Below are 26,049 nucleotides of genomic sequence, written 5' to 3' on the forward strand. Positions count from 1 at the left end.
AAGCGCGCACACGCTGCCATGCCCCCGCCGCACGGCTTCGAACGGTATGCCCGGCATACGTGCTCTGGCGTTCACGAGTCGGGGCCTAGCGTCTTCGCCACCCCCCCAGGAGTCCCACGCATGCGCTACCCAATCGCATTTGCAGCCACCCTGTCCGCATTGGTGCTTATCAGCACCAACGCGTTCGCCGATCCCCCGCGCCACGCCCAGGGCAAAGGCCCGCCCGCGCATGCCGGGACTCCGCATGGGCGCCAGGGCCATGACCGCACGCCCCCGGGCTGGGAGAAGCAGGCATGGCGCCGCGGTGATCGCCTGCCCTTGGCGGAACTCGATCGCCGTTATTACGTCGACGATTACCGGGCACAGCGCCTGCATGCGCCGCGCGACGGGCAGCGATGGGTGCGCCAGAACGACGACCAATACCTGCTGATCGAGGCCGCCACCGGCATGATCCTCGAGGCGCTTTCGCGCTGACAATCCGGCGAGCGTCGGCCTGACCCGGTCGTCGCGCGTTCCTATCACGGGCCAGGGGGCGCCATGACTGGAGCGCCCGGAGGTAGCGCGGCACGTCATCTCTCGGCGCGGAAGCCTGTGGGGCCGACTGCACACGGTGCCATGACAGGTTGATCCCGCCATGCGTGGTCTAGCGCCGCGCCACTCGATAGCGCGGGGCATGCTGTCGACGTGCGACATGGGCCAGCGCATCGGGTAGGCCGGCAGAGAGGGCATTCCTGCCGCGGCGCATGCGTGAAACGCGCAACGCCCATGACGCTTGCCGCGTGCAGCACCCGAATCGTGATCCGTCTGCATGCCCATCGGATCCAAAAAAACGGGCGCCCTGAGGCGCCCGTTTTGTTACGCATGTGTAGACTGGATCAGAACGCGTATTCGGCCGTCAGACCGAGCAGCGCGGTCGAGCGCTTCGGACCTTCGAACTCGAAGCCGGTCACCGGGTCACGCACATCGCCTGACTTCGCGCGGTAGTAATCGTAGTGCACGCCGATGCTGAAGTTCTCGGTGGCGTTCCAACCGGTGCCGACGCCGGCGTACCAGCTGTTGCGGCCGTCGCTGCCACCGCTCTCCAGCCCCAGATCCTCACCAACCGAGTTGTAGTAGTCGAAGTTGTTGTCGGAGGCGCGGAAGAAACCACCACGGCCGCTGACATACCAGGCCGGGGTGATGTTCAGGCGCGCGTTGCCGCCGACCTGCCAGCCACGCAGCGCATTGCGGTCGGCGCGCTGGTTCACGTCGTCGCCGTTGTTGATATTGCGCACTTCGATGTTGCCGAGGTCCGCATAGCCGCCCTCGACGCCGAGGCCGAAGTTCTGCGACAGCTTCCAGCGGTAGCCGCCGACGAGGCCGTAGCCGGTCTTGCGACCGTCGCGGCTTTCGAACACGTTGAAATCACCGGTGCCAAAACGGCCAGCCGTGCCGCCATCGGTGCGGCCGACGTTGCCGGCGACGAATGCGTTGCCCTCGCCGACCTGCAGGTCAGGACGGTAGGTGTCGCCGCCCATGCTCTGGGCGAATGCGGTGGGTGCGCACAGCGCAGCTGCGATCGCGGCGGGAATAAGGAGCTTCTTCATCGGGGCCATCCTTTCTTGGTCTTGGACGCGCTCGATCGACGGGTCGATCGCGCGTCTGCGGGGGAAATTCCGCAACGCCAAAGGGGCGTCGCGGGCCGCAGTAGAGACCCCCGAGCCTGAAGCGCACGCAAACCTTCACGCGCCCTGCACGAATTCCCGGCCCCCGCATTCAAGTTGCGTTTACGGCGGTGAGGAACCTGACGCCATTCGAACGGTCCTTGCGTACGCGGGAACGTGTGGCGGCTGCCGACGTTGCAGAAGTTCAGGGTGCAGTCACGCCGCCGGCGGCCGGCGCCTCCATGCCCTCGATACGTGCTTCGACTTCGAACATGCCCGAGCCGCCGCCCAGACTCGCCACGCGCACGGTGTAACGGCCGGCGGCCAGGCGCGTCGAGAGCCGCGAGTTGGTGCCCGACCCGCCGTCATCGTCCTCGAACGTGCCGCCTGGTCCTTCGACATGCAGCACGGTGTCGAACTCTTCCGAGCGGGCCTCGACGATCACCTGCGTATCGCTGGGCACTTCGAGCACGAACGTGCGGCCGCTGCCGCCATCGACACGCGCCACCGCCATCTGACCGGACACCAACGCGGTCCCGTCGCGCGTCACCATGCCGCCCGGCAGCGGCGCATACCGCACGGCGAGATTGAAATCGCCACGACCGTCGCCTTCGAGCGCGGCCGCGTTCAATGTGTAGCTGCCGGGCTCGAGGAACAGGCGCAGCAGCGAATCTGTGCCGCCGCTGTCGTCGTTCTCCGCTTCGACGCCGGGACCCCGCACGCGCAACACCGGGTCGAATGCACTCGATGCCAGCGTGATCGTGTACAGGCCCGGGCGCTCGACCTGCAACGTGTAGTCCTTCGCGCTGCCGGTCAGCCAGTCCACGATTTCGCCCTCGCCTGCCAGCGGCGTGCCGTCGTAGGCCTCGATGGTCTTCGCGGCCAACCGGAACGGACCGAAGGCGTCGGCGCCGCGACCACTCACCGCGACCAGATACTCGCCCGCCGACGTCGCCCGGAACGCCAGGCCCGGACCCTCACCGCGCGCGATCAGCTGATTGTCGTTGAACACCGCCAGCGTGCCCGGCAGCGCTCCCTCCAGCGACAACGACACCGCCTGGCCCTCGCTCAGCGGCAGCGAGAAGCGCTGGTAGCGACTGCCGTCGCTGTAGTTGATGTCGCTCGAGGAGGTGATCTCCCCGGTCACCTCGCCGTCGATCGCCAACGCCGTTGTGTCGGTGTCGGCCCGCGCAGATGTGGCGGCGTCCTCATTGCCGGATCCCGACACATTCAGCCCACATCCCGAGAGCAGCAATCCGGCCGAGACGGCCAGGCTTATAGCGGTCATACGCATGCGATGCATTCCAGGTGTGGACGGTGACCGTCCGAAGCCGCGATTCTCGTCGAAGCGCCGGCAATCGGACAGAGGCGGGTCGCCGCCGGTTACGATGCCCGCCCGCTCCCATCCCGACCCGTGATGCCACACGCCACCGGCCCCTTGCTGACCCGCGACATCGCCGAGGCGATGCTGGCCGCGCACCGCACCGGCGCGGGCGAGTGGACCGGCTCGCTCGACCTGGGGCGCAGCATCGACACCGTGACGCTCGCCGACGACCACTGGTCGTGGCGTGACCATGCGTACCCGTGGCCCGGCAACCTCAGGGACCGCACGCTCTACGTCCTCGACGGCGACAACTGGGTGGCGGTCTCGCGTTACGGGCGTTCGCTGATCAAGCTGGTGCCGACCGACTGGGGCCCGCCGACGTTCGAGATCGACGGCATCAAGATGCTGGTGTCGGCGCGGATCTCGCCGATCGACGATGCGCGGCAGAAGGTCGCGCTGGTCGCGCCACGCGGCAAGTCCGTGCTGGATACCTGCGGCGGACTCGGCTATTTCGCCGCCTGTTGTCTGGAATCAGGCGTCGCGCAGATCCGTTCGTTCGAGAAGAACGCGGACGTGCTGTGGCTGCGCACGCTCAATCCGTGGTCACCGGATCCCGACGCGGCCGAGACCGCCGGTCGCCTGCACCTGACGCATGCCGACATCTCGCAGGCGATCGTCGACATCGCCGATGCCAGCGTCGACGCGGTGCTGCACGACCCGCCGCGGTTCGGCATCGCCGGCGAACTGTATTCGCAGGTCTTCTACGACCATCTCGCACGCGTCCTGCGTCGCGGCGGCCGGCTGTTCCACTACACCGGCGCGCCGAACCGTCTGACCAGTGGCCGCGACGTGCCGCGTGAAGTCGCGCGACGCCTGGAGAAGGCCGGATTGAAGACCGAACTCGCGCTCGACGGCGTGCTGGCGGTCAGGCGCTGAGGCGATCGCGACACCGAGCGCCCATGCGGCGCGTCGCATGCATCACCCAATGAAAAAGCCACCGGATGCGCGTGCATCCGGTGGCCTGTTGGCGCTGCGTGTCCCGACGCTCGGGATCCCGCACTTTCGATCAGAACTGGTAGCGGACCCGCATGCCGTAGGCGCGCGCATCGTTGAGGAAACGGATGTTGAGCCGCGAGCCCACGATGGCCTTCTGCGAGACGTCGTTGTCGAGCAGGTTGCTGCCGTAGAGCTCGTAGCGCCAGCGACCGTCGAGCGAGGTGATGCCGATGCCGGCGTTGAGCGTGACCTCGCCGCGCTGCCGGTCCGGGAAGCCGGCTTCGGCCGCGGTTTCCTGACGCACGAAGTCCTGGGCCTCATCGACGTACACCACGTCGCGGTTGTTGTACTGAGTCAGGTAATAGGCCGAGCGGTAGGACGCCAGCAGCTGCCAGTCGAGCGATCCGAACGGAAGCTCGCTAAAGTGCTGCAGGCGTACGTTTCCAGTGAATCGCGACGCCAGAGGCAGCTCGTTGCCGGTGAGGTCGATCAGCGACGTGACGCCGCCGGCGCCGTAGTTCTGGCTCCGCGCGTCGCCGACCGTGCCTTCCTTGATTTCGCTGTCGAGTGCCAGCGCGTTGATGTGCAGCATGAAGCCCGCACCGAAGCGCGTCACGCTCTCGGCCTCGATGCCGTAGATCGCCGAGCGGCCGATGTTGCGGTTGACCAGTGAATAGCCAGCCGGCTCGCCGTCCTGGTTGAGCGAGATCACCGTCAGGTCCTGGAACACCTGATCGGTGTAGTCGTAATAGAACGCGCTGACATTGAACGTGCCCGGACGGCCGAACCAGCGATGGCTCATCTTGCTGCCGATCTCGTAGGCCTTGATCGACTCGGGGCTGAAGGTTTCGGGGATCACGTCGACGTCGAAGCTGTCGTTGAAGCCGCCCGACTTGTGGCCGGTGGATACAGTGGCGTAGAGCATGTGGTCGTCGGTCAGATCGAACTCGACGCCGGTGCGCCAGTCGTTGAACTGGAAGCGGCTCTCGCCGAACTGCTGCGACGGAATGCTGTTGACCTGTACCCAGGGCTGGTAGGGGCAGTCGATCGTATCGCCGCCGATATCGGGACGATCGACGCAACCAAAATCGCCGCCGCCCGGCACCGCGCCGATCTGCTCGGCAATCGTGTCGCGCTGGCCGTGTTGCAGGATGCCTTCCAGCAGAAAGCGCGCCATGTCCGCCTGCGAGGTCAGGCCGGTCACGTCGAAATTCGGGCGCTGCATGAAGGCGGGGGCGAAGCCTTCGGTGCCCAGACGCGTCGCGAAGTCCCCGCCCACGCCCGGCAGGCCCAGCGCCCAGTTTCCGCCGATGCCGTAGCGCGACTTGGCTTCACGGGTGCGGCGCACGCCGGCCTTCAGGCGCGTGCGGTCGTTGACCTCGAAGGTGCCGTCGGCGAACAGCGCGGTCGAGCGACCATTGACCTTCGGCATCGTGAATTCGGTGCCGGAAAACCAGGTGCCCTTGTCGGTCAGCGAGAGGTAACCGACCTGCTGGTCTTCGTTGAAATGGAAGGCGCCACCGGTCCACTGGAAGCGACCGTCACCGGCCGACGACAGCCGCAGCTCATGCGTAGTGGACTGCGACAGCGTCTCCCAGTACTGGGTCGAGAAATTGTCGTAGTCGAACCCGTCGGGGTTGCCGGGTCCACGCGCGCTGAGGTCGCGGCCCGGCCACAGGATGCCTTCGCTGGCGGCGTTGGTCTGGCGGTAGTCCACGTCGCGATAGCTGGTGTTGTACTCGGCGACGATCGGGCCGAAGTCGTAGCTCACGTTCGCCATCGCACCCCAGTTGGTGCTGTCGAGCGTGCCCTGTGCGCCGCGATAGACCACGTTGCGCAGATCGAGGTCGTCGGGCGAGAGGCCCGGGCTGTCGGGGCAGGTCTCGGGATCGGCACTGCTGCAGGTGGCGGTCCAGATATTGGCGCCTGGATAGCCCGTGCCGCCTTCCTTGCCCATGTCCGCCATCGCGAACACGCTCAGCTTGTCGTCGGGCTGGTAGAGAAACGACACGCGCCCGCCCTTCTCGTCCTGGATGCCGGCTGGATCGAGGCGCGGATCGCCCGCGTTGCGGAAGGAGCTGTCCTTCTCGACGCTGTAACCGGCCAGGCGCAGCGCCGCCCAGCCGCCGAGCGGCAGGTTGATCGCGAACTCGCCCGCCTGATGATCGCGGTTGCCGGCCTCGAGCTGCACGTAGCCACCGAACTGTTCGAGGTCCGGCCGCTTGGTCACGATGTTGAGCGAGCCGGCAAGCGCATTGCGCCCGCGCAGCGTGCCCTGCGGCCCTTTGTTGATCTCGACACGTTCGATGTCGTAGAACATGCCGCCCAGACCGCGCGGACGCGCGATATACGCACCGTTGATGTGCGGCGCCGCGCCCGGATCGCCCAGTTCGGTGTTGTTGGCCGAGCCCACGCCGCGGATGAAGATCTCCAGGTTGCCTTCCTGGTTGGACATGCTCAGGCCCGGCACCACCGCCTGGATGTTGCGCAGCTCGTTGTTGATGCCGAGTGCGCGGGCGTCGTCACCGGATATCGCCTGCGCGGTGCCCGCGTACTTCTGCAGATCCTGCTCGCGGCGCTCGACCGTCACGATCACCGCATCGAGCGTCGATGCTTCATCGTTTGCGGACGAGGTGTCCTGGGTCGTGCGGTCCTGCGCCGCAGCGCTGAAGACCATCGTGGCGAAAGCGAGCGGCGTGAGCGCCAGGCGCAGCCGTGACCGGCGAATTTGGCCCATGTGTTCCCTCCCCAGGGATTTTCGAAGCTTGGATGCATGCGAACGCACGCGAAGGCCGCGACTTTCACGGCCGATGACAACGCTGTCAAGTTGCAGGGCAGCACGTGAGCGCCGCCTGCCACATCCGTTGCAGCGGCACCTCGCATCGCTCGGGATTCGCGTCAGCGGACTGGGCACCCAGGCTCCGCTGACGCCTGAAGCCCCTACTCAGCCGCGCCGTACAGACAGCAGGCCGCGCCGGCGGAACCAGATCTCCACCGGAACCGTCGCCAGCGGCGGAATCGCAGCGAGCAGCGCGACCAGCACTGCCCACAGCGGCCACCGCAGGCGGATCCACGCGAACAGGCTGACTGCGATGTAGACGAGAAATGCGACGCCATGCAGCCGGCCGAAGAACCACACGCCGAGCTCCGTCGTCTGCGTGCCGTACTTGAGCAGCATGCCGACCAGCAGGCCTGCCCAGATCAGCGCTTCGAAGAATGCCGCGGCCGCGAAGATGCGACCGGTGGTGGACAGTGGGCGGGGCGGCATGGGGTCTTCCTGTAACGGGGGCCGCAGTGTAGATGCGCGCCGCCAGACCCGTGCGACCGGCAGCCGATACTGAGACAGCCGATGACACGCGTTATCCGCGCCGCCCAGACACCAGAGCCCGGCAGTCCTGCCTGCCGCCGCTAGACGAAGCCGCGCGCCAGCGCGCCTTGCCCGCACCACGTGCCGGGCAGCCCGCCGAGCGAACGCTTTGGACGATAGCGCGGCTTGCCGTGAGCCTGTGCGGACGCGCCAACATCGTTGGACAGCTCGATCGATCACGACCGCCAGCGATTGAAGGCTGCATCCATTCGACGCGGCGATCACTGGACAAGCGCGACTGCGTTGCACAAGGCGGCTGCCTTTGGCGCAGACCCGCGTATCCGGCGATATCGCACCGCGCGCCGCATGCCGACGGAGTCACATGCGGCTCACCGCCGCGTCGCCAAGCTGTGCCGCCCACCCATTGGAGAACGCCATGAAGATGCTGAGAATCGTTGCCGCAGGCGCGTTGAGCTATTTCGCCTACCGCGCCTGGAAGCGCACCTCCGACGAAGCTGGTGAAACGCCCCGTCAGGACGCTCGCGCGCTGCCCGACGAAGGTGCCCGCACCGCGCCGCATGGCGATCCGCTGATCGCGGACGAAGACCTCGACACATCGGTGCCGCGCAGCACCTCGCATTCGAGCCCGGGTTTCGGCGCGCCCTGAGACCGGATGCGCGCACCACGCGTCCTCAGTGGACGTACACCCAGTTCTGCGCTTCGCCACCGTGATCGCGAACCTGCCAGAACGCACGAGACAACTGTCCTTTCGCACGTGTGCGTGAGAGCAGCCGCCCGCCGATTTTGGCGGTCGACGTCGCCTCGACCAGCGCACGACGGCCACCCGGTGCGAGTTCGATCCGGGTGATCTCGTAGGTGACATCTACCGCCAGCAGCCCGCCCGTCTGAGCCGACAACGCTTGTAGAGCCGTCAGACCTTCACGTGCATTGCGACAGGTCTCGTCGCGCCGGGTATCCCTGCGCTCTTGAGTTCCGGCGACATAGTAAATGCCCTGTAGACGGTAATCCTTGGCCATGGAGGCGCACAGGGCATCGCTGTCGAAACGGCGCGTCGCCTCCAACTGCGATTGCATGTGCGCACGCACGTCCGATTCCGAAATGCGGTGTCCGTGCTCGTACGCCACCACGCCGCCGACGACCAGGGCCATGCCCAGCAACAGGATTCTGATCACACCCGCGCCCTTTCGAAGATCCAGTGTGGGCGTCCTGCGGGACGCGGTTCGCGCCGACGTGTTCCGTGTCGGGCCTGGCCCGGATCTTAGATCCTGGATGCGGCGTTTTCCATAGGCCGCACGCGCTCCCGCCCGCCGGCATCGACATAGGTACCGTGGGTGAAGGCGTTGTAACGGGCGGCGCCAGATTCGCCGCGATACATCAGCGCATGGAGCGGATTGCCCATCGTCGTACTCCTATCCGTGGAAACTCTCGGCCGTCCTGGCCTTCGCGGGATCGCGCGCGACGTTATTGCGTGGATGCAGGCACGAAGTCCCATGCCATGATCTGCAGTCCCGCGTCGACGCCTGCATCCCGCCAGGCGTCGACCTCACCGTAAGCGCGCGCTTCGAGATCCTGCGCGCTACCGGCGTGGCCTAATCGCACCAGACAGCGCGCATCGCTGCTGCACGACTGCAGTTCCGGGAGTGCATCGCAGATGTGACACGCGGTGAGCTGCGGGTTCCGCGCGCACACGGCGGCGGCATCGTCGCCGACCATGTCCGCCCGGCACGTCGGGCTGGCGCGGGGCGTCCAGCCGTGCGCGAGTACGCGTTCGCGGAATGCGGCATAGCCCATGCCGGTGTGCAGATCGGCGACGACCGCCTCGACGTGCGTCTTCGAAGACGACGAGGCCTTCACAGCCGCAACCGTCGATGGCGCGACCGGTGCGTCTGCGTTGCCGCATGCAGCCAGCAACGCAACGACCGCGAAGGCGATGACGCGAAACGCCCAGATGGGCCGATGCATCCCTGCGGCTCCCGTGGGCGGATCGCCCGGTCCATGTGCTCGATCCTCTACCTCGCGCGCGCGCCGCTCAAGCCGATAAATCCGAAATCGGTGTAGATGGCGTCAGCCGGCTGCTGTGCACCCCCTGATGCCACGTCACTCGCGCCGCATCTCCCGCCACCACGCGCTACCCGGCTGCGGCGCCGTCAGGTCGACGCGTTCACCCATGCGCGGTGTCGCGAGGCGCACGCCCTGGTCGGCGGCGATCGCGCTGACGCGTTCGAAGGGGTCGTCCCAGGCGTGCATCGCCAGATCGAAGGTGCCGTTGTGCACCGGCAGCAGCACGCGTGCCTGCAGATCGACGTGCGCCTGCACGGTCTGCTCGGGCTGCATGTGCACGAATGCCCAGCGGCGGTCGTAAGCGCCGGTTTCCAGGGCTGCGATATCGAACGGTCCGAAGCGGCGACCGATCTCGGCGAAGCCGTCGAAATAACCGGTGTCGCCGCTGAAGAACAGTTTCAGACCGGTGTCGTCCGCCGTGCTCGGCGGATCCTCGATCACCCACGACGCCCACAGCGTGCGATCGGAATCGAGCAGGCCGCGACCGGAAAAATGCTGCGCCGGCGTCGCGGTGAAACGCAGGCCGTCGATCTCGGCCGACTGCCACCAGTCGAACTGGCGCACTTTTGCCTCCGGCACGCCCCAGGCGACGAGGCGATCGCCGACGCCGAGGGGTGCGAGGAACACGGCGGTACGCTGGGCCAGTGCGACGACGGTGTCGCGATCGAGATGGTCGTAGTGGTCGTGCGACAGCACCACGCCACGCAGGGGCGGCAGATCCTCCAGCGCGATCGGCGGTGCGTGCCAGCGCTTCGGCCCTGCGAACGAAACCGGCGACGCGCGCTCGGCAAACACCGGATCGGTGATCCAGAAGCCACCGCGCAGCTTGATCAGCAACGTCGAATGGCCGAGGCGGTAGAGGCTGCGGTCCGGCGCGGCGTCCAGCGCGGCGCGGGTCATCGGCAGCACTGGCGTGGGCAGCGGCGGCGTGGTGCCGCGCGGCTTGTTGAACATGAAGTCCCACCACAGTTTCGCGCCGTTGGCGAACCCCATCGGCGGACGCGGCTGCGGATTGCGGAAGCGGCCCTCGGCGGATTGCGGGGATGCCGGGTGATCGGCGACAGGCTGGTTGGTGCGGACGAAGGAGAAGGTGCAGGCACTCACGGTGAGGACTCCGAGGACGAACAGGATCGACAGGCACAGACGCCGAAGGATCCGGCGGCGCGGTTTGACGGGGGAGGACGGTGGCATCGCGGATCCAGAAGACAGGAACTACACGGTGCAGTGTAGTTATTGAAGCCGGAAAGTAAACCCCTCGGTGTAAACTTTCGGCATGACCGCCGCTGCCGACACGCCGACCCGCCTGACCGACCGCAAACGTGTGGCGATCCTCGATGCAGCCGTGGCCGAATTCCGTGCCACAGGCTTCGAGGCGACGACGATGGACCGCATCGCCGCGGCGGCCGGCGTGTCCAAACGCACCGTCTACAACCATTTCCCGAGCAAGGACGCGCTGTTCCTGCGCATCCTCGAGGAGATGTTCGCGCGTGGCGTGGGCGGGCCCGATCTCGTCTATCGCGCCGACCGGCCACTGCGCGCGCAGCTGATGGAACTGGTCGAGCAAAAGCTGCGACTGCTCGACGACCCGCATTTCGTCGACCTCGCCCGCGTCGCGATTGCCGCGGGCCTGCATTCGCCCGAACTGGCCCGACAGATGCTCGAACGCCTCGGCGACCGCGAGGAAGGCATCACGACCTGGGTGCGTGCCGCGGCCGCGGACGGCCGGTTGAAGACGCCTGATCCGCTGTTCGCTTCGCACCAGTTGCAGTCGCTGGTCAAAGGCTTCGCGTTCTGGCCGCAGATGTCGATGGGCCAGCCTGCGCTCGATGCCGCCCAGCAGCGCCAGGTGGCCGAAGGCGCGGTCGACATGTTCCTCGCGCGCTACGGCTGACGCAGTGACAGCAGCGACGGGCAGGGCTCGCGCAACGCTGGGCGCTCAGTCCTCGACAGGTCCGTAGCGCAGCCACAGGCTGGCCATGCGCGCATCGTCGAACACGCGCGCATCCAGCCCCTCGCCCATCGCCGACAGCACGCAGTACTCGACCGTGTCGAGCCCGTGCGGTTTCACGTGCGCGATCCGCAGGCGTCCGAGTCGCGGGCCGACGTCGTGCACCACGCGTACCCATTCCGCCTTGGTCAACGCCGATCGGGCGAGTTCGTCCACCAGCAGCAGCAACTGCGCCGGCTGCGCTTCGACAGCCTCGGCGATCGCATGCCAGTACCGGAGGGTGTTGGCGAACGTGCCCGCGCCGCGGACATGCGCGTGCAGGAGGCTGCCCGGCTCTCGGCGCAGCTCGATCTGCAGGTCGTGCATCGTTGCCTCCTCGTCGACCGTCGGAACGCTGGCCACGTGACGCTCGAACAGCGGCTCGCGGACCATTAACGCGCCGGCCCGCGAAAATCAAATCATATGAAACCCCGGTTGGCAGCGCTTGGGGGTCCCGGATCGCATAACCGAAGGCCGCGCCCCGATCTGCAGGTCCGGTTTTCTGAATGACGGACTTTCCCGCGGCGCCCGGCCAGTGACGCGGCCGCTCGCGCTGCCAGGCCGACCGGTGCACCGCATGGATCTTGGTGTGCCGCCCCCTCCGCCGCTCGTCCGCCGTCGCGCGCACAGTGTCCTGCGGCCCGCTATTGCGCGACCGCGCCGCCCAGATGCGTCGAGAGGAACGCGAGCAGCCGCGTATAGAACTCGCGCCGATGCGGTTCGGTGTAGAAGCCGTGGCCTTCGTTGGGGTAGTACAGGGTTTCCACCGCTACGCCACTGCGCTCGAGCGCGCGCTCCATGCGCTGGCTGTGGACCAGCGGCGCGCGCAGGTCCTGTCCGCCCGCCGCGAGGAGCACCGGAATTCGGATCCGCTCGGCAAGCGTGATCGGCGAGCGCGCCGCCAGCGTGTTGCGCGCGCCCATCCATTCGCCCGCCCAGGTGCGACCCGAACGGCTGCCCGCGGACTGGTCGCGGTGCAGCAGCTCCAGGTCATAGACGCCGACATAGCCGACCGCGCACCTGTAGAGGTCCGGCTCGCGCGCCGCGCCCATCAGCGCGGCATAGGCGCCGTAACTCGCGCCGTAGATGCAGATGCGGTTCTCCTGCGCGATGCCCGTCTCCACCGCCCAGCGCGTCGCATCGGTGAGGTCGTCCTGCATCGCGCCGCCCCATTCCTGCGCGCCGGCGTCGAGATGCGCGCGGCCGTAGTTGCCCGAGCCGCGATAGTTCACGCGCAGCACCGCATAGCCGGCGGCCGCGAGCAGTTGGCTGTCGTCGTCGAAGGCCCAGTGGTCGAACACGCCGAACGGCCCGCCATGCGGCACCACGACGAGCGGCGTGGGTCCGGTGGCGTCGCGTGGCTGCGTCAGGTAGCCGTGGATCTGCCGGCCATCGCGCGCATTAAACGCCACCTCGCGGCTGCCGAGCATGTCGGCGGGATGCAACCACTCGCGCTGCGCGAAGATCCGGCTGCCGGTCTTGGCCACGGTGTCGAACAGGAAGTAGTCACCGCTGTTGCGATCGCTCCACAGCAGCACCAGTGCCTGGCGCCCGTCGGCACTGGTCGAGGTGATGTGGATCGCATCGCCGTTGAACGCCGGCTCGAGGCTGCGGTACAGGCGCGCGGTGGGATGGGCTTCGTCGAAGAAGCGGTTGTGCACCCGCTCACGCATGAAGGACGCGCCGATCGGCGTGCGCCCATCGAGCGCGTAAAGGATCCGGTACGGGTCCACTGTGGTGTCGCGCAGCAGTTCGGTATAGCGGTCGGTGGCGGGATCCCATGCAACGATCGCGTCGGGGCCGTCGGGTTGCTCCACCTGCAGGTAAGCCAGCCTGCCGTCTTCCGAGAACCCCAGTGCATACGCGTTGCGGGTCTGCGAGGCGGTCGCCTCCACCAGACGCCACGGGCTCGCATCGTCCTCGCGGTAGAACAGCTTCTGCACGTTGTCGGCATTCGCGCCGGATGCGAAACGCACCCGACCTTGCGCATCGGCGAGGAACTGCGCGCGCCGCACCGGCACCATCGCCACCGTGTCCCGGCGCCCGGTGTAGATGTCGAGCCGTTCCACGCGCACGTTGGGGTCGCTGGTCTGCGGCACCGCCGACACCAGCACCTTGCGGCGGTCGCCTGGCAAGGTGTCGAACAGATAGACCGAGGGTTCGAGCAGCAGCTGGATCGAGGTATCCAGGGGTCCTCGCGCGCCGTATGGGCTTGCGAGCAGGCGCGGATGGCGGCCATCTGCATTGACCGCGTGCAGTTCGCCGATCGATGTCGGCTCGTCGCGCGATCCACGCTTGCTGGCAAGTGCGACCACGATGCGCTCGTCGTTCGCCCACCAGAAATCCTCGACCACCGAATCGCGCTTGCCCACCACCTTGGCGGTCGCCGTGTGATCCGATGCGCGCACGACCGCAAGCGCGGTGCGGTCTTCAAGCGCGGTGATCACCGCGTAGTACGCGCCGTCCGGCGACATCTTGACCCGCTGGAACTGCGGCTGCCGCAGATGCGGCGCGAGATCCACGGCAGGCGGCTGCGCCCCGACGACCATCGGCACCACGCACAGCAGCCCCACGCACACGCGACGCATCCAAAGCGCCATGAGCTTCCCCTGTCCTGAATGTCCCCGCCCGCATCTTGCAGACGCATCGGCGTTCCGTCCATGGCGTGACGATTCGGCCGCCATCACGCGGCTCGCCATCGATCGAGCGGGGCACATGAAGCCTGCCTGTCGGAACGTGCGACGCAGCCAGATGAATGCTGCGACCTCGCTCCGGATTCACGGCGGGGCATGCAGCGTCCCGGTTCCACGCGGACGCCATGACGCGGCTCGCTCCCCACACAGGTACAGGACATCGCATATGGGACTTCTCAGAATCGCCGCCGCAGGTGCACTCGGCTACTTCGCATACCAGGCTTGGCAGCGCCGGTCGCCCGCCGCTCCCGCCATCGACAACGATGCGCCCGTGCGCGCGGACCGTCCGCTGGTGACCAACGTCTCCGACGACGCCAACGCCGCGCGCGCTCAGGACAACACCGCCACGGCGCAGGGCGCCAACGCGCACTGACACTGCCCGGCGCCACGCCTGCAGTGCGGGGCCGATGGTTTCAACAACTCGTACGGAGACACCGATGGATTCGATCAATCGCAACCAGCCCGAACACAACCGGGAAGACCTCGCCGGCACTGATGCCGCAGCCCGCATCCGGGAGATGACCAAGGATGCCGAGTCGTGTTTCTTCTGCACCACGCCGATGGCCGGCAGCGACACCGGCGGCACGCGCCCCATGGCGATCGAAGAGGCCGACGAGGCCGGGGCGCTGTGGTTTCTGAGTGCGTCCGACAGCCACAAGAATGCCGAGATCGAAGCCGATCCGGCCGTGCGTCTGTTCTTCCAGGCATCCAAGCACTCGGGGTTTCTCGCCCTCGAAGGCCACGCGACGATCAGCCGCGATCGCCAGCGGATCGAGGAGTTGTGGAATCCGATCATGAAAACCTGGTTCACCGAGGGCAAGGACGACCCGCGCATCACCGTCATCCAGGTCCGCCCCACGGGTGGGTATTACTGGGACAACAAGCACGGCGATTTCGTTGCCGCATCGAAAATGGTCGTCGGCGCCGCGATCGGCAAGACGCTCGACGATTCCATCGAAGGCCGCGTCTCGCCCTGATCGGCATCCATGCACGGTGGAGCCGTCTGGCTCCGCCCTGCGCCGGTGATCCGGAACGCCGCATAAGCGGTTCAGGACTGTTGGTGCAATGCGTCATCGCGCTCACATGCGCGGTCGTAGGCTGGTCCAGCGGACTCCCCCCTCCGCTTGGCCTCTGTCTTGAAATCTTTCAGCTCCCTCCTCCGTCGGCATGCGCCGACGATGACCGCACTGGTCCCGAAGTCCATGCTGCGCCGTGGATCCGAGGGCGCCCAGCAGATCCAGACCACCATCCAGGACGCGTTGTCGTCGGCGGGCATTCGCGCAGATGGCAACGCGACCGGGGTACAGAGAACAATCCAGGACGCGCTGCAACAGGCCGGCCTGCTGCCGCTGGAGAACGCGCCCGCGCAGGCGACAGCTGCCGACCGCGCGAGCGCCGCGCGCACCGCATCCGATGAGGATTCGACTGCGCGCCTGCATGGCGCCGAGCCAACCACGCGTACAGCGCGCGGCACGACCACCGAATACAGCTACAGCAATCACGCCGGCACGCGCAGCTACACGCTGTATGTGCCGCCGGGACTCGATGCTGCCGACGCGGCCGCCGCTCCGCTGATGATGATGCTGCACGGCTGCACGCAAACGCCCGCGGACTTCGCGGCCGGCACGCGCATGAACGCACTTGCCGATGCGCACGGCGTGCTGGTGGTGTATCCGGCGCAGACCGCACGCGACAACGGCCAGAAATGCTGGAACTGGTTCCGCAGCGAAGACCAGCGCCGCGGCGAAGGTGAGCCCGCGATCCTTGCCGGCATCGTCGACGACATCGCCAGCCGTCATCGGGTGGATACGCGCCGCGTGTACGTGGCCGGTCTGTCCGCCGGCGCAGCGATGGCGGTGATCCTCGGCCGGACCTATCCGGACAAGTTCGCCGCTGTCGGGGCGCATTCGGGCCTGCCATTCGGCGCGGCGACCGATGTCCCCGGCGCGTTCGCCGCGATGCAGGGCCGCAGCGCGCGCAACGCGACGCCGCCCGACGCCGATGGGCACCGCGTACCGACGATCGTCGTGCACGGCACCGCCGACCACACCGTGCGCGCCAACAACGGCAGTGCGATCGTCGCCGACGCGACAGCGGGCACAACGTCGGTCGCGCCGCTGCGCGCCGAGATGTCGGAGACCGCCCGCGTCAACGGCCGCGAATGCACGCACACCGCCTTCGTCGATAGCGAAGGCCGGGTTCGCGTCGAACACGTGCTCGTGACTGGCGCCGGCCACGCGTGGAGTGGCGGCGACCCGTCAGGCAGTCACACCGATGCCAAGGGCCCGGATGCGTCCGCGTTGATCCTGGCGTTCTGTCTGCGCCACGCGCACTGAAAGCTTCAGGGCAGCCGAAGCTGCCCTGAAGTGTCGAAAGGGATCAGCGACTGCGTCCTCAGGGGCCGCACTGCCAGCGACCCTCGATGGTGCGGCTCGCGCCATCGGCGCGCAGGTAGGTCAGCGTGGCCGGCCGCGGCGGCGATTCGCCACCGCCGATCGCCTCGCCCGTCTCTTCGATGCGGATGGTCTTGCCCTGTCCGGTGAAGGTCGGGTTCTGCGTCATGCCATCGAAGCCGCCCGGCGCGCGCACCGGTTCGACATAGCCGGCGACCTTCACGATGCCCTGCGCAGGGTCCTGGGAACCGACGACGCCCATGGCATACAGCAATGGCGGCTGGTCGTCTTCGGAGAAGCTGCAGGCGAGTTCGCCGGCCAGATTCGCGCTGCCCAGGTCGGTTTCGCCCAGCGTGTCGAGCACGATCTGTGAGCCGTCGCCGCCGACCGTTCCACTCGCAGCGTCCGACACAGGTGCAGCAGGTTCGGGCGCCACATCGTCGGCGGCCGTTGATGTCGGCGCGATTGCGGGCACTTCGGCATCGGCAGCAGGTGATGCAGCGTCATTCGCCGGCGCGCACGCCGCGAGCAAGGCGGTGGCGCACACTGCAATGGCCAGAGCTTTGGCGATGGACGTGGGTTGAGCGGCGACGGATTGCGTCTGGGACATGCGAACCTCCTGCGTTGCGGCCGCGACGACACCGGCGGCCGGGAGCGTCGATCGTCGCCGCGCACGCCTTCGCATTCCGTGAAGCGCGCATCGACGCGCACATGCCGTGCGCACACAACGCGATCCCTACACTCGGCGCATCGTCATAGCTCGCTGCGCACACCGTATGCCGCAACTCACAACGCCCGATGGCCGCTATCTGATCGTACGCGACCGTCTGTGGCGCACCAGCAATCCGAGCCTTCCCGAAGCGGAACGCCAGCGTCTGGTCGACGCGCTGATGGATGCGCGCCGCGCGGTCAAACACGCGAAGCGATCAAACGAGGCCGAGGCCTTGGCAGATGCGCGCCGCGACGTCGACGCCGCCAAGCACGCACTCGGCGAACGCGGGCCGGTGTGGTGGACCGACGGCGCGCAGGACTACACCCGGTCTCTGGTCAAGAACTCGCCGTATGCGGAGTGGTACGCGGAACGCGATGCGTCGCCACGCGCATCTTCACGATGCGCGCGGTGTTTCAAGCTCGGGATCACGGCGCTTCGATTACTTCCGCGAGCCGCAACACGTCGCTGACGAAATCCGCGTAGTCATCGTCTGGAAAGGCGTGGGTCTCGCGGCGGTGGATCTGCCGCACTGCCACGATGTCCTGCGTCGGCACGATGACCAGATACTGGCCCAGATAGCCGTTGGCGGAATACGCCTGCGTCGGCCCACGTTCCTGGGCGAACAGATCGGTGAGCCGGATCCCGCGCCTGGTGATCTCGGCGCCGTAACGGTCGCCCCAGGCCGGCCCGAGCCTCTGCGACAGAAAGTCGATCAGCTCGCCCTTGCTGGTGAACGTACGGCCCGTCGCGGCGACCACCGCCTCGCGCACATCCGCAGCCACGTCTTTGTCCACGAGGAACGCGTCCGCATCGTCTTTGAGCGTGTAGCGCTCCCACGCCGCGTTGCGCCACCACAGCAGGCCGACATCGGCCGAACGCGCGCTTTCCGCCGTGAGCATGTCGACAAAAGCCTCGCCAAGGATGCGTTCGCCGCCGGGCGCGACGCCCTTGTCCAGCAGCAGGCGCCCCACTTTCGCGAGGTCGCGCGCGGACATGGCCAAGCCGGCCATGCCCATCGGCGTGCCGGCTTCGTCGCGCATCCACGTGGACTGCGTGATGCCCAGCGGCGCGAAAATGCGTGTGGCGACATAGGTATCGATCGGCTCGCCGGCGAGTCTGCCGACGATTCCCGTCAGCAGGTTCGTCGCCTTGTTGTTGTAGGCGAAGCTGCTGCCGGGATCGCTGGCCAGTTCCGCCGCAAGCGCGAGTTGCACCAGGTCCGGCGCGCTTTCGAGTTCGACGCCCGCGTTGGGTACGTTCTGCAAACCCGAGGTGTGGTCGAGCAACATGCGGATGGTGATGTCGCGCTTCCGACCCTGTGCCCATTCCGGGAATACATCGCTGACCGGCTGGTCGATCGAATCGAGTTTGCCGTCCTCGAGCAACAGCCCGATCGCCAGCGCGACGATCGACTTCGTCGCCGACATCAACGCGACCGGTTCGGGCGTCGGGCACGCGTACATCTCAAGCAGCGTTTCATTGCCCCGCTGGATGAGCAGCGCATCCGAGTGCGTCGCGGTTGCCTTTGCCTCGATGGTCGTCAGGGCGTCCGGAACCTGCGGCGGATTCGCCGCAAGGCCGGCCGGGACGGCGAACACGAGACAGGCGGAGACCCACATGGCGCGCATTGAAAAACTCCTGGGCGAACGTGAGCACATATTTTGACTACACGTGTAGTCAAAGCCGCGTGCCGAAAGTCACTGTCGGTCGCGGAAAGCCTGCTTTCCCGGGCAGTCCCCGCACGCATGTCACGTGCAGATCGACATGTAGATCAAGTCGTCAAGGGACGGCGCCTGCAGGCGGTATTGATTTCAGCCAGACCGACGCCACCGCGACCGCGTCCGCTTCGGCGTCGACCCGGACATCCGGAATGACACCCGCTGGATAGACCGTGCCTGCGCGATCGACGAACACCGCCGTCGTCAGCATCAGCACACTGCCACCGGGCAGCGGAAAACGCTGGTTCGCTGTCGACAGACCCGCCGTCGGCTGTCCGAAGAAGCGCGTGTCCGGGCGTCCCTTGAACGCAACAGCGACGGCCTCGCCGGAACTGGCAGTGGCAGGACCGATGAGCACGGCCACGCGACGTCCGGCAAGGTGTGCGCCGCACGCGTCGATCTTGTCGGGCGTCCACGGACTCGACTGGCCTGTCCGATCGCGGAAGGCGCCGATCTCCACATCGCCCAGTAGCGGGCGCAAGCCGGCGAGCATCGGCCACATGCGGCCGCCGCCGTTGTCGCGCAGATCGACGATCCAGCCCGCGGACGCCTCGGATGCGTGCACGGCGATGGCCTGGCAGACGGATTCGCTGAAGGCACGTCCTGCAGCCCGGTCAGCGCCGCGCAGACCGGGGAGCCGCAGATACCCCACGCCATCCACGACCCGCGATGCGACCGGCTGGGTGGCGATCGCGTCGGCGCGATACTCCGCGTCGTCATGTGCCGACAACAGCGCACTGTGCCGGTCGCGCAGCGCCTGGAGCAGCGCGTGGATCGCGTCATGTGCGTCGCGCGCAGGCGCCGCCTGAAGTGACGGGGTCAGCGCGCGTTGCTGCGCCGTCCAGTCGACACGCGATGCATTGAGCGCATGCGCGCGGATCGTCGCGATCGCGGACTCGAGAAGCGTATAGGCGGATACCGTGTCCGCTGGCGCGGGCAGCGCTTTCAGCGTCACCGCATCGGCACGCACCGCACCTGCAGGCTGCAGCGTGATGCCGAGTTTCAGGATGGTGGCGGCAGCCGGTACGTGCAGCCGCAGCGTGCGGCGCTGCGCGTCGCCATCCTGCGTGACCGGGCGGCCATCCGTACTGCGGAACGCCAGGCGTCCATCGGGACCCTCAACCCGCAACCAGAGCGTTGCTGCGCCCGCGCCCTGCGTGACATCGAGCGAACCGGACAGTTCCACGTCCTGCCCGCGAAACGCAGTCGCGTCCACCGACGTGATCGCGCCGGCGAAGCCTTCCGGCCCCGCGGTGTCGGCAGCCAGTGTCAACGTGGCGCCTTCCGGCCGGGTCGGGTCGCCCGCGCCCTGGACATTCGCGTGGGAACCCGTCGCCGCCCAAGGCGTGGCCGCCTGTGCGGCGCCCCACGGGAGACACAATGCAATCAGTACGCCTGCAAGACGCATTCGGTCGACCTCCATGTACCCGTCGGATCGCATCCTAGCCGAGCTGACCACGTCAGCGACCCGGCACGGGTTCGGGGCTGCGGGGGTGCTGGGGTGGGGGGGGGCAGGGTCGCAGTACGCCGCAGGCGCGAACGGCTCGCCGGTATCAGGTGCTGTCAGGCCTCACCACCGGCGTCGGCTTCCCACAAACCGGCAGCTCGAGGCGTGGGTCACCGTGCAGGACGGACGACAAGCGATCACGTCACGGCATACGCCGAATCGCTGCATGCCGTCAGCGTCAATGCCAACGGCGTGCCGGGTGACATGCGGATCGTCCCTACCGAACGAGGCTCGGCGTGCGCGTCTCGGTCATGCGACGCACGCCGACCCGCGCATGCATCCGGTTCGGCAGTGCGTGTGCGGTCTGCGTCAGGCGTCGCGCGCCGACGCGAGCGGCCTGATCCAGGCCACATCGAGTGCGAAATCGCCGGCACGCCCGTCGCCGATCAGCAGGCCGATCTCCTCGACCCTGGACAGATCGAGCGTCCGCCCCTCGAGCACCGTGCCGCGATACGTCGGCTGCATCTGCGCGAAGTCGACGCTGACCTCGGTCCATTCGCCCGCGCGGGTAGTGAAATCGCCCCGCCACGACACGTTCGAGCCACGGTGTCGCGCATCGGTCGCGACACGCAACTGGTAGGCGCGGCCATCGCCGCGGACCCGCAGGCACATGACCGCGGCGGCGCTGAAATCGAACGCGCCGCGTGCGCGGATCGACGCGAAGCCGCCGTTGTTTTCCAGCGATGTCGTGCCGGCGAATGTCAGCACGCCATCACGCACGTCGACGCGGCTGCACGAGTGCCCGCCCATCACATCGTCGTCGAGGGTGATCCAGCGCGCGTCGTGCAGACCGACTGGAAACACTCCAGATGGTCTGCTCATGCGACCGCCGCCCAGGGAGCGTCGACATGGGCTTCGCTCGTAACGGCTGCCTGCGCGACGCATCCGTTTGCGGATGCCCGCACCTTGCGCCGCGCGCGCTCCAGGTTCCGGTACGCGTCGCCGCGGTTTGCTCGGGCCGCGCTGAGACGCATCGAATGTGCATGCGCCAACTTGCGCATTTGATGTCCTGTCGCGCCTGCAAGCGTCGCCGGGTTCAGCGCCGGACGCGATGCGCGCGCGTGGTCGCTCGTCGGCACGCGCGGATCGCGTCCGGACCGAATCACCTTCCACCATGGATCGGATAACGGCCCGGCGCGCGCGCCACAACGCGCGACCTGGCAGACGGTCACGCCTGGGTCTCCGCGATGACCGGCAAGGTGATCAAAAACGTGCTTCCAGCCGGCGAGGTGTTTTCCAGGGAGAGCGTCCCACCTTGATCACGGAGGAGGTCCGCGGACACGGCCAGACCCAGGCCGGTGCCCAGCTCCTTCGGCCGGGTGGTGAAGAAGGGTTCGAAGATCCGCGCGCGCACCGCCTCCGGCACGCCATGGCCGGAATCGGTGAAGCGCAACTCGAACTGGCCTCCTGCGCCCACGCATCCCGACAGAGAGAACCTGCCGCCATCGGGCATCGCATGGTCGGCGTTGGCGGCGAGGTTGAGCACCACGAGTTCCAGCTGGGCACGGTCGAACCGGATGCGAACCGCGTGCTCGGGCAGCGTGATGTGCACCCGGGCGCGGTGGTTGAACAATTGCTTGAGCACCGGCTCCATCTCGCGCAGCGCCAGCACCGCGTCGAATTCCTCCACATGGGCGACATCCTGGCGGCTGAACCCCAATAGCTTCTTGCTGGTGGCCGTGGCCCGGCGTCCTGCCGCCTCCACACCCGCCAGCGCCCGGTGGGTTTCGGCCACGGTGGTGGCGTGCAGGCCCCGGTCCGCGTATCCCAGGATCAGCGCGAGCAGGTGGTTAAAGTCATGCGCCAGCCCACTGGCCAGGCGGCCTACAGCCTCCATTTTCTGGGCGTGCACCAGTTGCGCCTGGGATCGAATCTTTTCGGCGATCTCCAGTTCCAGACGGTCGCGACTGCGCGCCAGTTCGTTCGCGCGGCGCACCGCCATCTCCAGGCTGTCGCGCAATGCGCTGACGGCGCGGTCAAGAAAGATCGCAATGACCAGGAAAGCGAATGCACTTGCCAACGCGCCGCTGATTGCGAAATACAACGCTTCGGGATGGAACAGGGCACGGGCGGCATCCTGCCACGCGCCCGCACACACGATCAGAATGAGCCAACCGGCCGTTAGCCAGAGGGCCCGGCGGTGCAGCAGCAGGCCGCAGACCAGCACCGGGACGATCTGGGTGGCCTGATGGGCCAGCTGCAGGCGCAGCCCCCAGCGCAGATATGCAACCGTCAGCAGGGCCAGCGTGCCCGCGACGAACAGCGACGCTGCCAGACGGGTGCGGCCTCGCAGGACCACCAGGTAGCAGGTCCATACGAAGCCCGTATTGATAATCGCCAGCCAGACCGCAACCGGATCAAGCGACGCCGCCTGCGGGCCGACGAATGCATAGCCCAGCATCAGCGGCTGGAAGACGCCAGTCAGCACCAGAACGAGCTTGAGCATCGGCGCATTGCGCTCGCGCAAGACCCGGCTCGCTGCGTCCACAGCGGTGCTCATCGTGGCGCCCCCGGATGCACGCGTTCAAACGGAACCGGCGATCCCGACCACTGCGCCGTGTCTGGATCACTCATACGGTCTTCACAGGGTCGTTCGGGCGCGTTGCACAAGGGTATCCTAGCCCGCCCACCAACCACCGGGTTCACGATGGACCGTGCGCTGCTGCTGTTCTGCTTGCTGGGGATCGGATCCCTCGTCCAGGCACAGACGATTCCTTCGATCAACCCGGACGAGGCACGACTGGCACGCTGCTTCGAGATGTTGCGAAGCAACCCGAAGCAGAGCGTGGAGATCGCGCTGGAAATGCTCGATCGACCGGCGCTGTCACCGCGCGTGGAAACACGTGCGCAAGCCTGTCTCGCGTTTTCTCGGCAGTTGCTTGGAGATCACGCGGGTACCGCGGAAGCGGTCGACCGGGTGCTGGCGATCGCCGACTCCGGAAACCTGGACGAGACCGAGCGGCTGCAGGCGATTGTGAGCATCTCCCCGTTGCTGCAGTTTCTGGGACGCGTCACCGAGGCCCTCGAGCGCCTGACCGAAGCCCAGACGCTGGCCATCCAGCTCGACGATCGCTCTTCGCAGACGATCGCGTTGTTCGGGATAGGCAACGTCCATGCGATCGAACTGGGCAACAACGAACGCGCACTTGAGTACTTTCAGCAGGTGCGTGACCTGGCGCCGCCGGGAACTCGGCTCCAGCTCGACGGCGCCTATGCCCATGCGTATACGCTGATGTTGATGGGTCGACATCAACAGGCGCGCCCCGAGCTCGAACGCCTGCTGTCAGATGCGAACCGCCAGGCACATGGGATAACGGTGCTGAGGGTGCGCAGCCATCTGGCCGAAGTCCAGCGCCTCGACGGCGACATCGCGGGGGCGAGTGCCGTGTTCGAGACGCTGCACGCCGAGCAGCACGCCGTCGGCGATTCTGCAGGCGAAGCCATTACACGCTTGCGTCTGGCCCGCGTGCATCTGCAGACAGGCGAGCTGGACCGGGCGCGCACGCATGCCGAAGCTGCGCTGTTGCTGATGGAGTCAGGCCGGTTCGAGATGGAAACCATGGAGGCGCTGTTGCTGCTTGCGGAAGTCCATGAGGCGGCGGGCGCCCCGGCCGCCGCCCTCCCCCTGCTGCGCCGCGAACGCGAGATGGCGGCGGCGCGGACGCAGCGGCAGAACATGGCGCAACTGGCGGTGCTTCAGGACAGCATCGACGACATCACCAGTGCGCACCGCAGCGAACGGCAGCGCATCGAACTGGGCCAGGCGAACCGCCGCCGTGATCTGGCACTGGTGGCGTTAGCGATGGTGATCCTGCTGGTCGGCGTGGTCGGTGTCCACCAGCGCAGGACGCATACACGTCTGCGCCACCTCAGCGCGACCGACCCGCTCACCGGCCTGCTCAACCGCCGCGAGATGCTCCGACGCCTCGCCGCCCTGCCGGCGCCGGCTGACGGGCAGCGGATGTTGCTGCTGCTGATCGACGTGGATCATTTCAAGTCGATCAACACCCGGCACGGCCACGCCGAGGGCGATACGGTCCTGGCTGCGATCTCGACGTGGCTCACCGAGGCCTGCGATGCCGGCGATCTGGTGGCGCGCTGGGGCGGCGAAGAGTTCCTGGTGGCGCGTCCGGCCACCGACCTCGACGGTGCGGCCCGCTTTGCGGAACACGTGCGGGCGGGCGTGCGGGATGGCAGCGTCGTTCTGGACGACGGGCAGCGCGTGTCGGTCACAGTCTCCATCGGCGCCGCGCCGGTGCCGTTCTTTCCGGGCGATCCGCCGCACCTGCCGGCCGGCATCCGCATTGCCGACAGCGCTCTGCGGGCGGTCAAGGGCAGCGGCCGCGACGGGTGGGCGGTGCTGTGGGGACATGCGGCCGGGGTCAGCGATGCCACGCTGGCATCGGTTGAACACGACCCGATGCGTGCGGCCGACAACGGCTGGTTGCGCATCCAGTCGAGCCGTCCGCTGCAGTGGCCGGCGCGCGCGCTGGCAGCCGCCGCACTCGGCGACGCGGCGCCCGAATAGAAGAAGCACCGAGTGACGGCGGCCCCGCATGCGACGCGAACCACGGGCCGCATGAGAACAGATCGGCAGGCACTGCCCGGTCGCGGGTGGTGCCGGTTCCCGCGGTGCCGAACAGGTGCCGCGTGGCGCGCCCGCGGTGCCGGCAGGCGGCGACCGCGGCTGCGCTCACGCGACCTCCAGCACCACCTTGCCGAAATGCTCACCGTCTTCGAGATACGCATGCGCGGCCGCGGCTTCGGCCAGGGGAAACGTCCGGTCGATGATCGCATTGACGCGGCCTTCGGCGATCCACGGCCAGACCACACGCTCGACCGCCACCGCCAGACGTGCTTTCTCGTCGGCGCTGCGCGGGCGCAGTGTGGAACCGGTGAGCACGGCCTGTTTCTGCATCAACTTCATGACGGGCACGTCCAGCGTTGGGCCGCCGAGCGTGGCGATATAGACGATGCGGCCCTTCGGGTTCAACGCATCCAGCGTGGCTGCAAACGTGGGCGCACCGACCATGTCCAACGCCACGTCGATGCCGCCGTGCTCCTTGGCGATCGCGCCGAAATCCATCGTCGTGGTGTCGACCGACACATCCGCGCCGAGCGCGTGCGTACGCGCCGCCTTGTCCGCGCCGCGGCTGCTTGCCAGCACGTGGGCGCCGGCGGCCCTCGCCATCTGGATCGCGGCCACGCCGATGCCCGAGGTCGCGCCGTGCACCAGCAACCATTCGCCCGGCTGCAGCGCGCCATGTTCGAACACGTTGGCGTAGACGGTGAACACGGTTTCCGGAAGCGCCGCCGCGTGCGCCCAGTCGAGGCCGTCCGGGATCGGCATCACATGGCGGGCATCGGCCACCGCGTACTGGGCATAACCACCACCGCCCAGCAAGGCGCAGACGCGATCGCCCTCCTTCCAGCGCCCGGCGCCGCGCACGATCTCGCCGGCGACTTCGAGACCCAGGGTCTCGGGCGCACCTGGCGGCGGGGGGTACTTGCCGCCGCGCTGGGCAATGTCGGGCCGGTTGACGCCGGCCGCACGCACGCGTATCAGCACTTCGCCATCCCCGGGCACGGGCCGCGGCAGCTGCACCGGATGCAAGGCAGCGGCATCGCCTGTGCCGCCCCGGATGGCGATGGCGGTCATTATCGGCTCTGGCATGGCAAGGTCCTGC

At 67.6% G+C, this 26,049-nt stretch carries 26 protein-coding genes; 9 read left to right on the top strand and 17 right to left on the bottom strand.

Annotated elements, in window-relative coordinates:
• Positions 1-120 precede the first annotated feature (120 nt).
• Entirely contained in the window at positions 121-474 is a 354-nt protein-coding gene (locus J2W68_RS11390; protein WP_310148459.1) for an RcnB family protein, read from the top strand.
• 401 nt (positions 475-875) lie between these two features.
• On the opposite strand, the gene J2W68_RS11395 is transcribed toward J2W68_RS11390, so the two are convergent.
• Complete coding sequence (locus J2W68_RS11395; protein WP_310235926.1) at positions 876-1,586, bottom strand: outer membrane protein; 711 nt, start codon at positions 1,584-1,586, stop codon at positions 876-878.
• A 262-nt stretch (positions 1,587-1,848) separates the two neighbouring features.
• A complete protein-coding gene (locus tag J2W68_RS11400) occupies positions 1,849-2,937 on the bottom strand; it encodes an ABC transporter substrate-binding protein (RefSeq protein WP_310235928.1) in 1,089 nt (362 codons plus the stop codon).
• A gap of 123 nt (positions 2,938-3,060) precedes the next feature.
• On the opposite strand from J2W68_RS11400, the gene J2W68_RS11405 reads away from it, so the two are divergent.
• Positions 3,061-3,903 carry a class I SAM-dependent methyltransferase gene (locus J2W68_RS11405; protein WP_310235929.1) on the top strand — a complete coding sequence of 281 codons (843 nt, stop codon included), beginning with the start codon at positions 3,061-3,063 and terminating at the stop codon, positions 3,901-3,903.
• Between the two features lie 130 nt (positions 3,904-4,033).
• On the opposite strand, the gene J2W68_RS11410 is transcribed toward J2W68_RS11405, so the two are convergent.
• Together J2W68_RS11410 and J2W68_RS11415 are read right to left on the bottom strand one after the other, a co-directional pair.
• A complete protein-coding gene (locus J2W68_RS11410; protein ID WP_310235931.1) occupies positions 4,034-6,700 on the bottom strand; it encodes a TonB-dependent receptor in 2,667 nt (888 codons plus the stop codon).
• Positions 6,701-6,907: 207 nt separating this feature from the next.
• A complete protein-coding gene (locus J2W68_RS11415; RefSeq protein WP_310235933.1) occupies positions 6,908-7,231 on the bottom strand; it encodes a DUF3817 domain-containing protein in 324 nt (107 codons plus the stop codon).
• Between the two features lie 475 nt (positions 7,232-7,706).
• On the opposite strand from J2W68_RS11415, the gene J2W68_RS11420 reads away from it, so the two are divergent.
• Complete coding sequence (locus tag J2W68_RS11420; protein ID WP_310235936.1) at positions 7,707-7,937, top strand: hypothetical protein; 231 nt, start codon at positions 7,707-7,709, stop codon at positions 7,935-7,937.
• Between the two features lie 25 nt (positions 7,938-7,962).
• Here J2W68_RS11420 and J2W68_RS11425 read toward each other — a convergent pair whose 3' ends face one another.
• From J2W68_RS11425 to J2W68_RS11440, 4 genes are all read right to left on the bottom strand, one after another.
• A complete protein-coding gene (locus J2W68_RS11425; protein WP_310235938.1) occupies positions 7,963-8,463 on the bottom strand; it encodes a hypothetical protein in 501 nt (166 codons plus the stop codon).
• An 86-nt stretch (positions 8,464-8,549) separates the two neighbouring features.
• The gene (locus tag J2W68_RS11430; RefSeq protein ID WP_310235940.1) at positions 8,550-8,690 is read right to left on the bottom strand and encodes a hypothetical protein; all 141 of its coding nucleotides are present in this window, start codon (positions 8,688-8,690) and stop codon (positions 8,550-8,552) included.
• A 62-nt stretch (positions 8,691-8,752) separates the two neighbouring features.
• Positions 8,753-9,253, bottom strand: coding sequence for a hypothetical protein (locus J2W68_RS11435; protein WP_310235942.1), 501 nt, complete (start codon positions 9,251-9,253; stop codon positions 8,753-8,755).
• 135 nt (positions 9,254-9,388) lie between these two features.
• Positions 9,389-10,543 (bottom strand): MBL fold metallo-hydrolase, encoded by a 1,155-nt coding sequence (locus J2W68_RS11440; protein WP_310235945.1) that lies wholly within the window; start codon positions 10,541-10,543, stop codon positions 9,389-9,391.
• Positions 10,544-10,625: 82 nt separating this feature from the next.
• Between J2W68_RS11440 and J2W68_RS11445 the strand changes: the two genes are divergently transcribed.
• Complete coding sequence (locus J2W68_RS11445; protein WP_310235947.1) at positions 10,626-11,243, top strand: TetR/AcrR family transcriptional regulator; 618 nt, start codon at positions 10,626-10,628, stop codon at positions 11,241-11,243.
• A gap of 45 nt (positions 11,244-11,288) precedes the next feature.
• On the opposite strand, the gene J2W68_RS11450 is transcribed toward J2W68_RS11445, so the two are convergent.
• Both J2W68_RS11450 and J2W68_RS11455 read right to left on the bottom strand, forming a co-directional pair.
• Positions 11,289-11,732: a hypothetical protein gene (locus tag J2W68_RS11450; RefSeq protein ID WP_310235949.1), complete on the bottom strand. Its 444-nt coding sequence runs from the start codon at positions 11,730-11,732 to the stop codon at positions 11,289-11,291.
• A 251-nt stretch (positions 11,733-11,983) separates the two neighbouring features.
• Positions 11,984-13,939, bottom strand: coding sequence for an alpha/beta hydrolase family protein (locus J2W68_RS11455; protein ID WP_430539716.1), 1,956 nt, complete (start codon positions 13,937-13,939; stop codon positions 11,984-11,986).
• 259 nt (positions 13,940-14,198) lie between these two features.
• On the opposite strand from J2W68_RS11455, the gene J2W68_RS11460 reads away from it, so the two are divergent.
• The 3 genes from J2W68_RS11460 (at position 14,199) to J2W68_RS11470 (ending at position 16,368) form a co-directional block, all read left to right on the top strand.
• Positions 14,199-14,405: a hypothetical protein gene (locus J2W68_RS11460; RefSeq protein ID WP_310235951.1), complete on the top strand. Its 207-nt coding sequence runs from the start codon at positions 14,199-14,201 to the stop codon at positions 14,403-14,405.
• Between the two features lie 64 nt (positions 14,406-14,469).
• Entirely contained in the window at positions 14,470-15,009 is a 540-nt protein-coding gene (locus J2W68_RS11465) for a pyridoxamine 5'-phosphate oxidase family protein (RefSeq protein ID WP_310235953.1), read from the top strand.
• A 201-nt stretch (positions 15,010-15,210) separates the two neighbouring features.
• Positions 15,211-16,368 (top strand): extracellular catalytic domain type 1 short-chain-length polyhydroxyalkanoate depolymerase, encoded by a 1,158-nt coding sequence (locus J2W68_RS11470; protein ID WP_310235954.1) that lies wholly within the window; start codon positions 15,211-15,213, stop codon positions 16,366-16,368.
• Positions 16,369-16,426: 58 nt separating this feature from the next.
• Here the strand turns inward: J2W68_RS11470 and J2W68_RS11475 are convergent, their stop codons facing one another.
• Complete coding sequence (locus J2W68_RS11475; protein WP_310235956.1) at positions 16,427-17,035, bottom strand: hypothetical protein; 609 nt, start codon at positions 17,033-17,035, stop codon at positions 16,427-16,429.
• A 166-nt stretch (positions 17,036-17,201) separates the two neighbouring features.
• Here J2W68_RS11475 and J2W68_RS11480 point away from each other — a divergent pair, with 166 nt between their 5' ends.
• Positions 17,202-17,606, top strand: a complete 405-nt coding sequence (locus tag J2W68_RS11480) for a hypothetical protein (protein WP_310235958.1) — start codon at positions 17,202-17,204, stop codon at positions 17,604-17,606.
• Here the strand turns inward: J2W68_RS11480 and J2W68_RS11485 are convergent.
• From J2W68_RS11485 to J2W68_RS11505, 5 genes are all read right to left on the bottom strand, one after another.
• Positions 17,563-18,765 (bottom strand): serine hydrolase domain-containing protein, encoded by a 1,203-nt coding sequence (locus J2W68_RS11485; RefSeq protein WP_310235960.1) that lies wholly within the window; start codon positions 18,763-18,765, stop codon positions 17,563-17,565. The two genes, J2W68_RS11480 and J2W68_RS11485, sit on opposite strands and share 44 nt — an antisense overlap.
• A 151-nt stretch (positions 18,766-18,916) precedes the next feature.
• On the bottom strand, positions 18,917-20,128 hold the full coding sequence (locus tag J2W68_RS11490) for a S41 family peptidase (RefSeq protein WP_310235963.1): 1,212 nt from the start codon (positions 20,126-20,128) through the stop codon (positions 18,917-18,919).
• A gap of 543 nt (positions 20,129-20,671) precedes the next feature.
• Positions 20,672-21,184 (bottom strand): CIA30 family protein, encoded by a 513-nt coding sequence (locus J2W68_RS11495; RefSeq protein WP_310235966.1) that lies wholly within the window; start codon positions 21,182-21,184, stop codon positions 20,672-20,674.
• Positions 21,181-21,534 (bottom strand): hypothetical protein, encoded by a 354-nt coding sequence (locus J2W68_RS11500; protein WP_310235969.1) that lies wholly within the window; start codon positions 21,532-21,534, stop codon positions 21,181-21,183. The genes J2W68_RS11495 and J2W68_RS11500 overlap by 4 nt, the downstream gene beginning before the upstream one ends.
• Positions 21,531-22,862 carry a sensor histidine kinase gene (locus J2W68_RS11505; protein ID WP_310235972.1) on the bottom strand — a complete coding sequence of 444 codons (1,332 nt, stop codon included), beginning with the start codon at positions 22,860-22,862 and terminating at the stop codon, positions 21,531-21,533. Before J2W68_RS11505 ends, J2W68_RS11500 begins: the two co-directional genes overlap by 4 nt.
• A gap of 147 nt (positions 22,863-23,009) precedes the next feature.
• Here J2W68_RS11505 and J2W68_RS11510 point away from each other — a divergent pair, with 147 nt between their 5' ends.
• Complete coding sequence (locus J2W68_RS11510; RefSeq protein WP_310235975.1) at positions 23,010-24,890, top strand: tetratricopeptide repeat-containing diguanylate cyclase; 1,881 nt, start codon at positions 23,010-23,012, stop codon at positions 24,888-24,890.
• Positions 24,891-25,055: 165 nt separating this feature from the next.
• Here J2W68_RS11510 and J2W68_RS11515 read toward each other — a convergent pair whose 3' ends face one another.
• The gene (locus J2W68_RS11515; protein ID WP_310235978.1) at positions 25,056-26,036 is read right to left on the bottom strand and encodes an NAD(P)H-quinone oxidoreductase; all 981 of its coding nucleotides are present in this window, start codon (positions 26,034-26,036) and stop codon (positions 25,056-25,058) included.
• Positions 26,037-26,049: the final 13 nt, after the last annotated feature.

The organism is Luteimonas terrae, assembly GCF_031457535.1.
In the GTDB taxonomy this organism is placed as follows: Bacteria; Pseudomonadota; Gammaproteobacteria; order Xanthomonadales; family Xanthomonadaceae; genus Luteimonas; species Luteimonas terrae_A.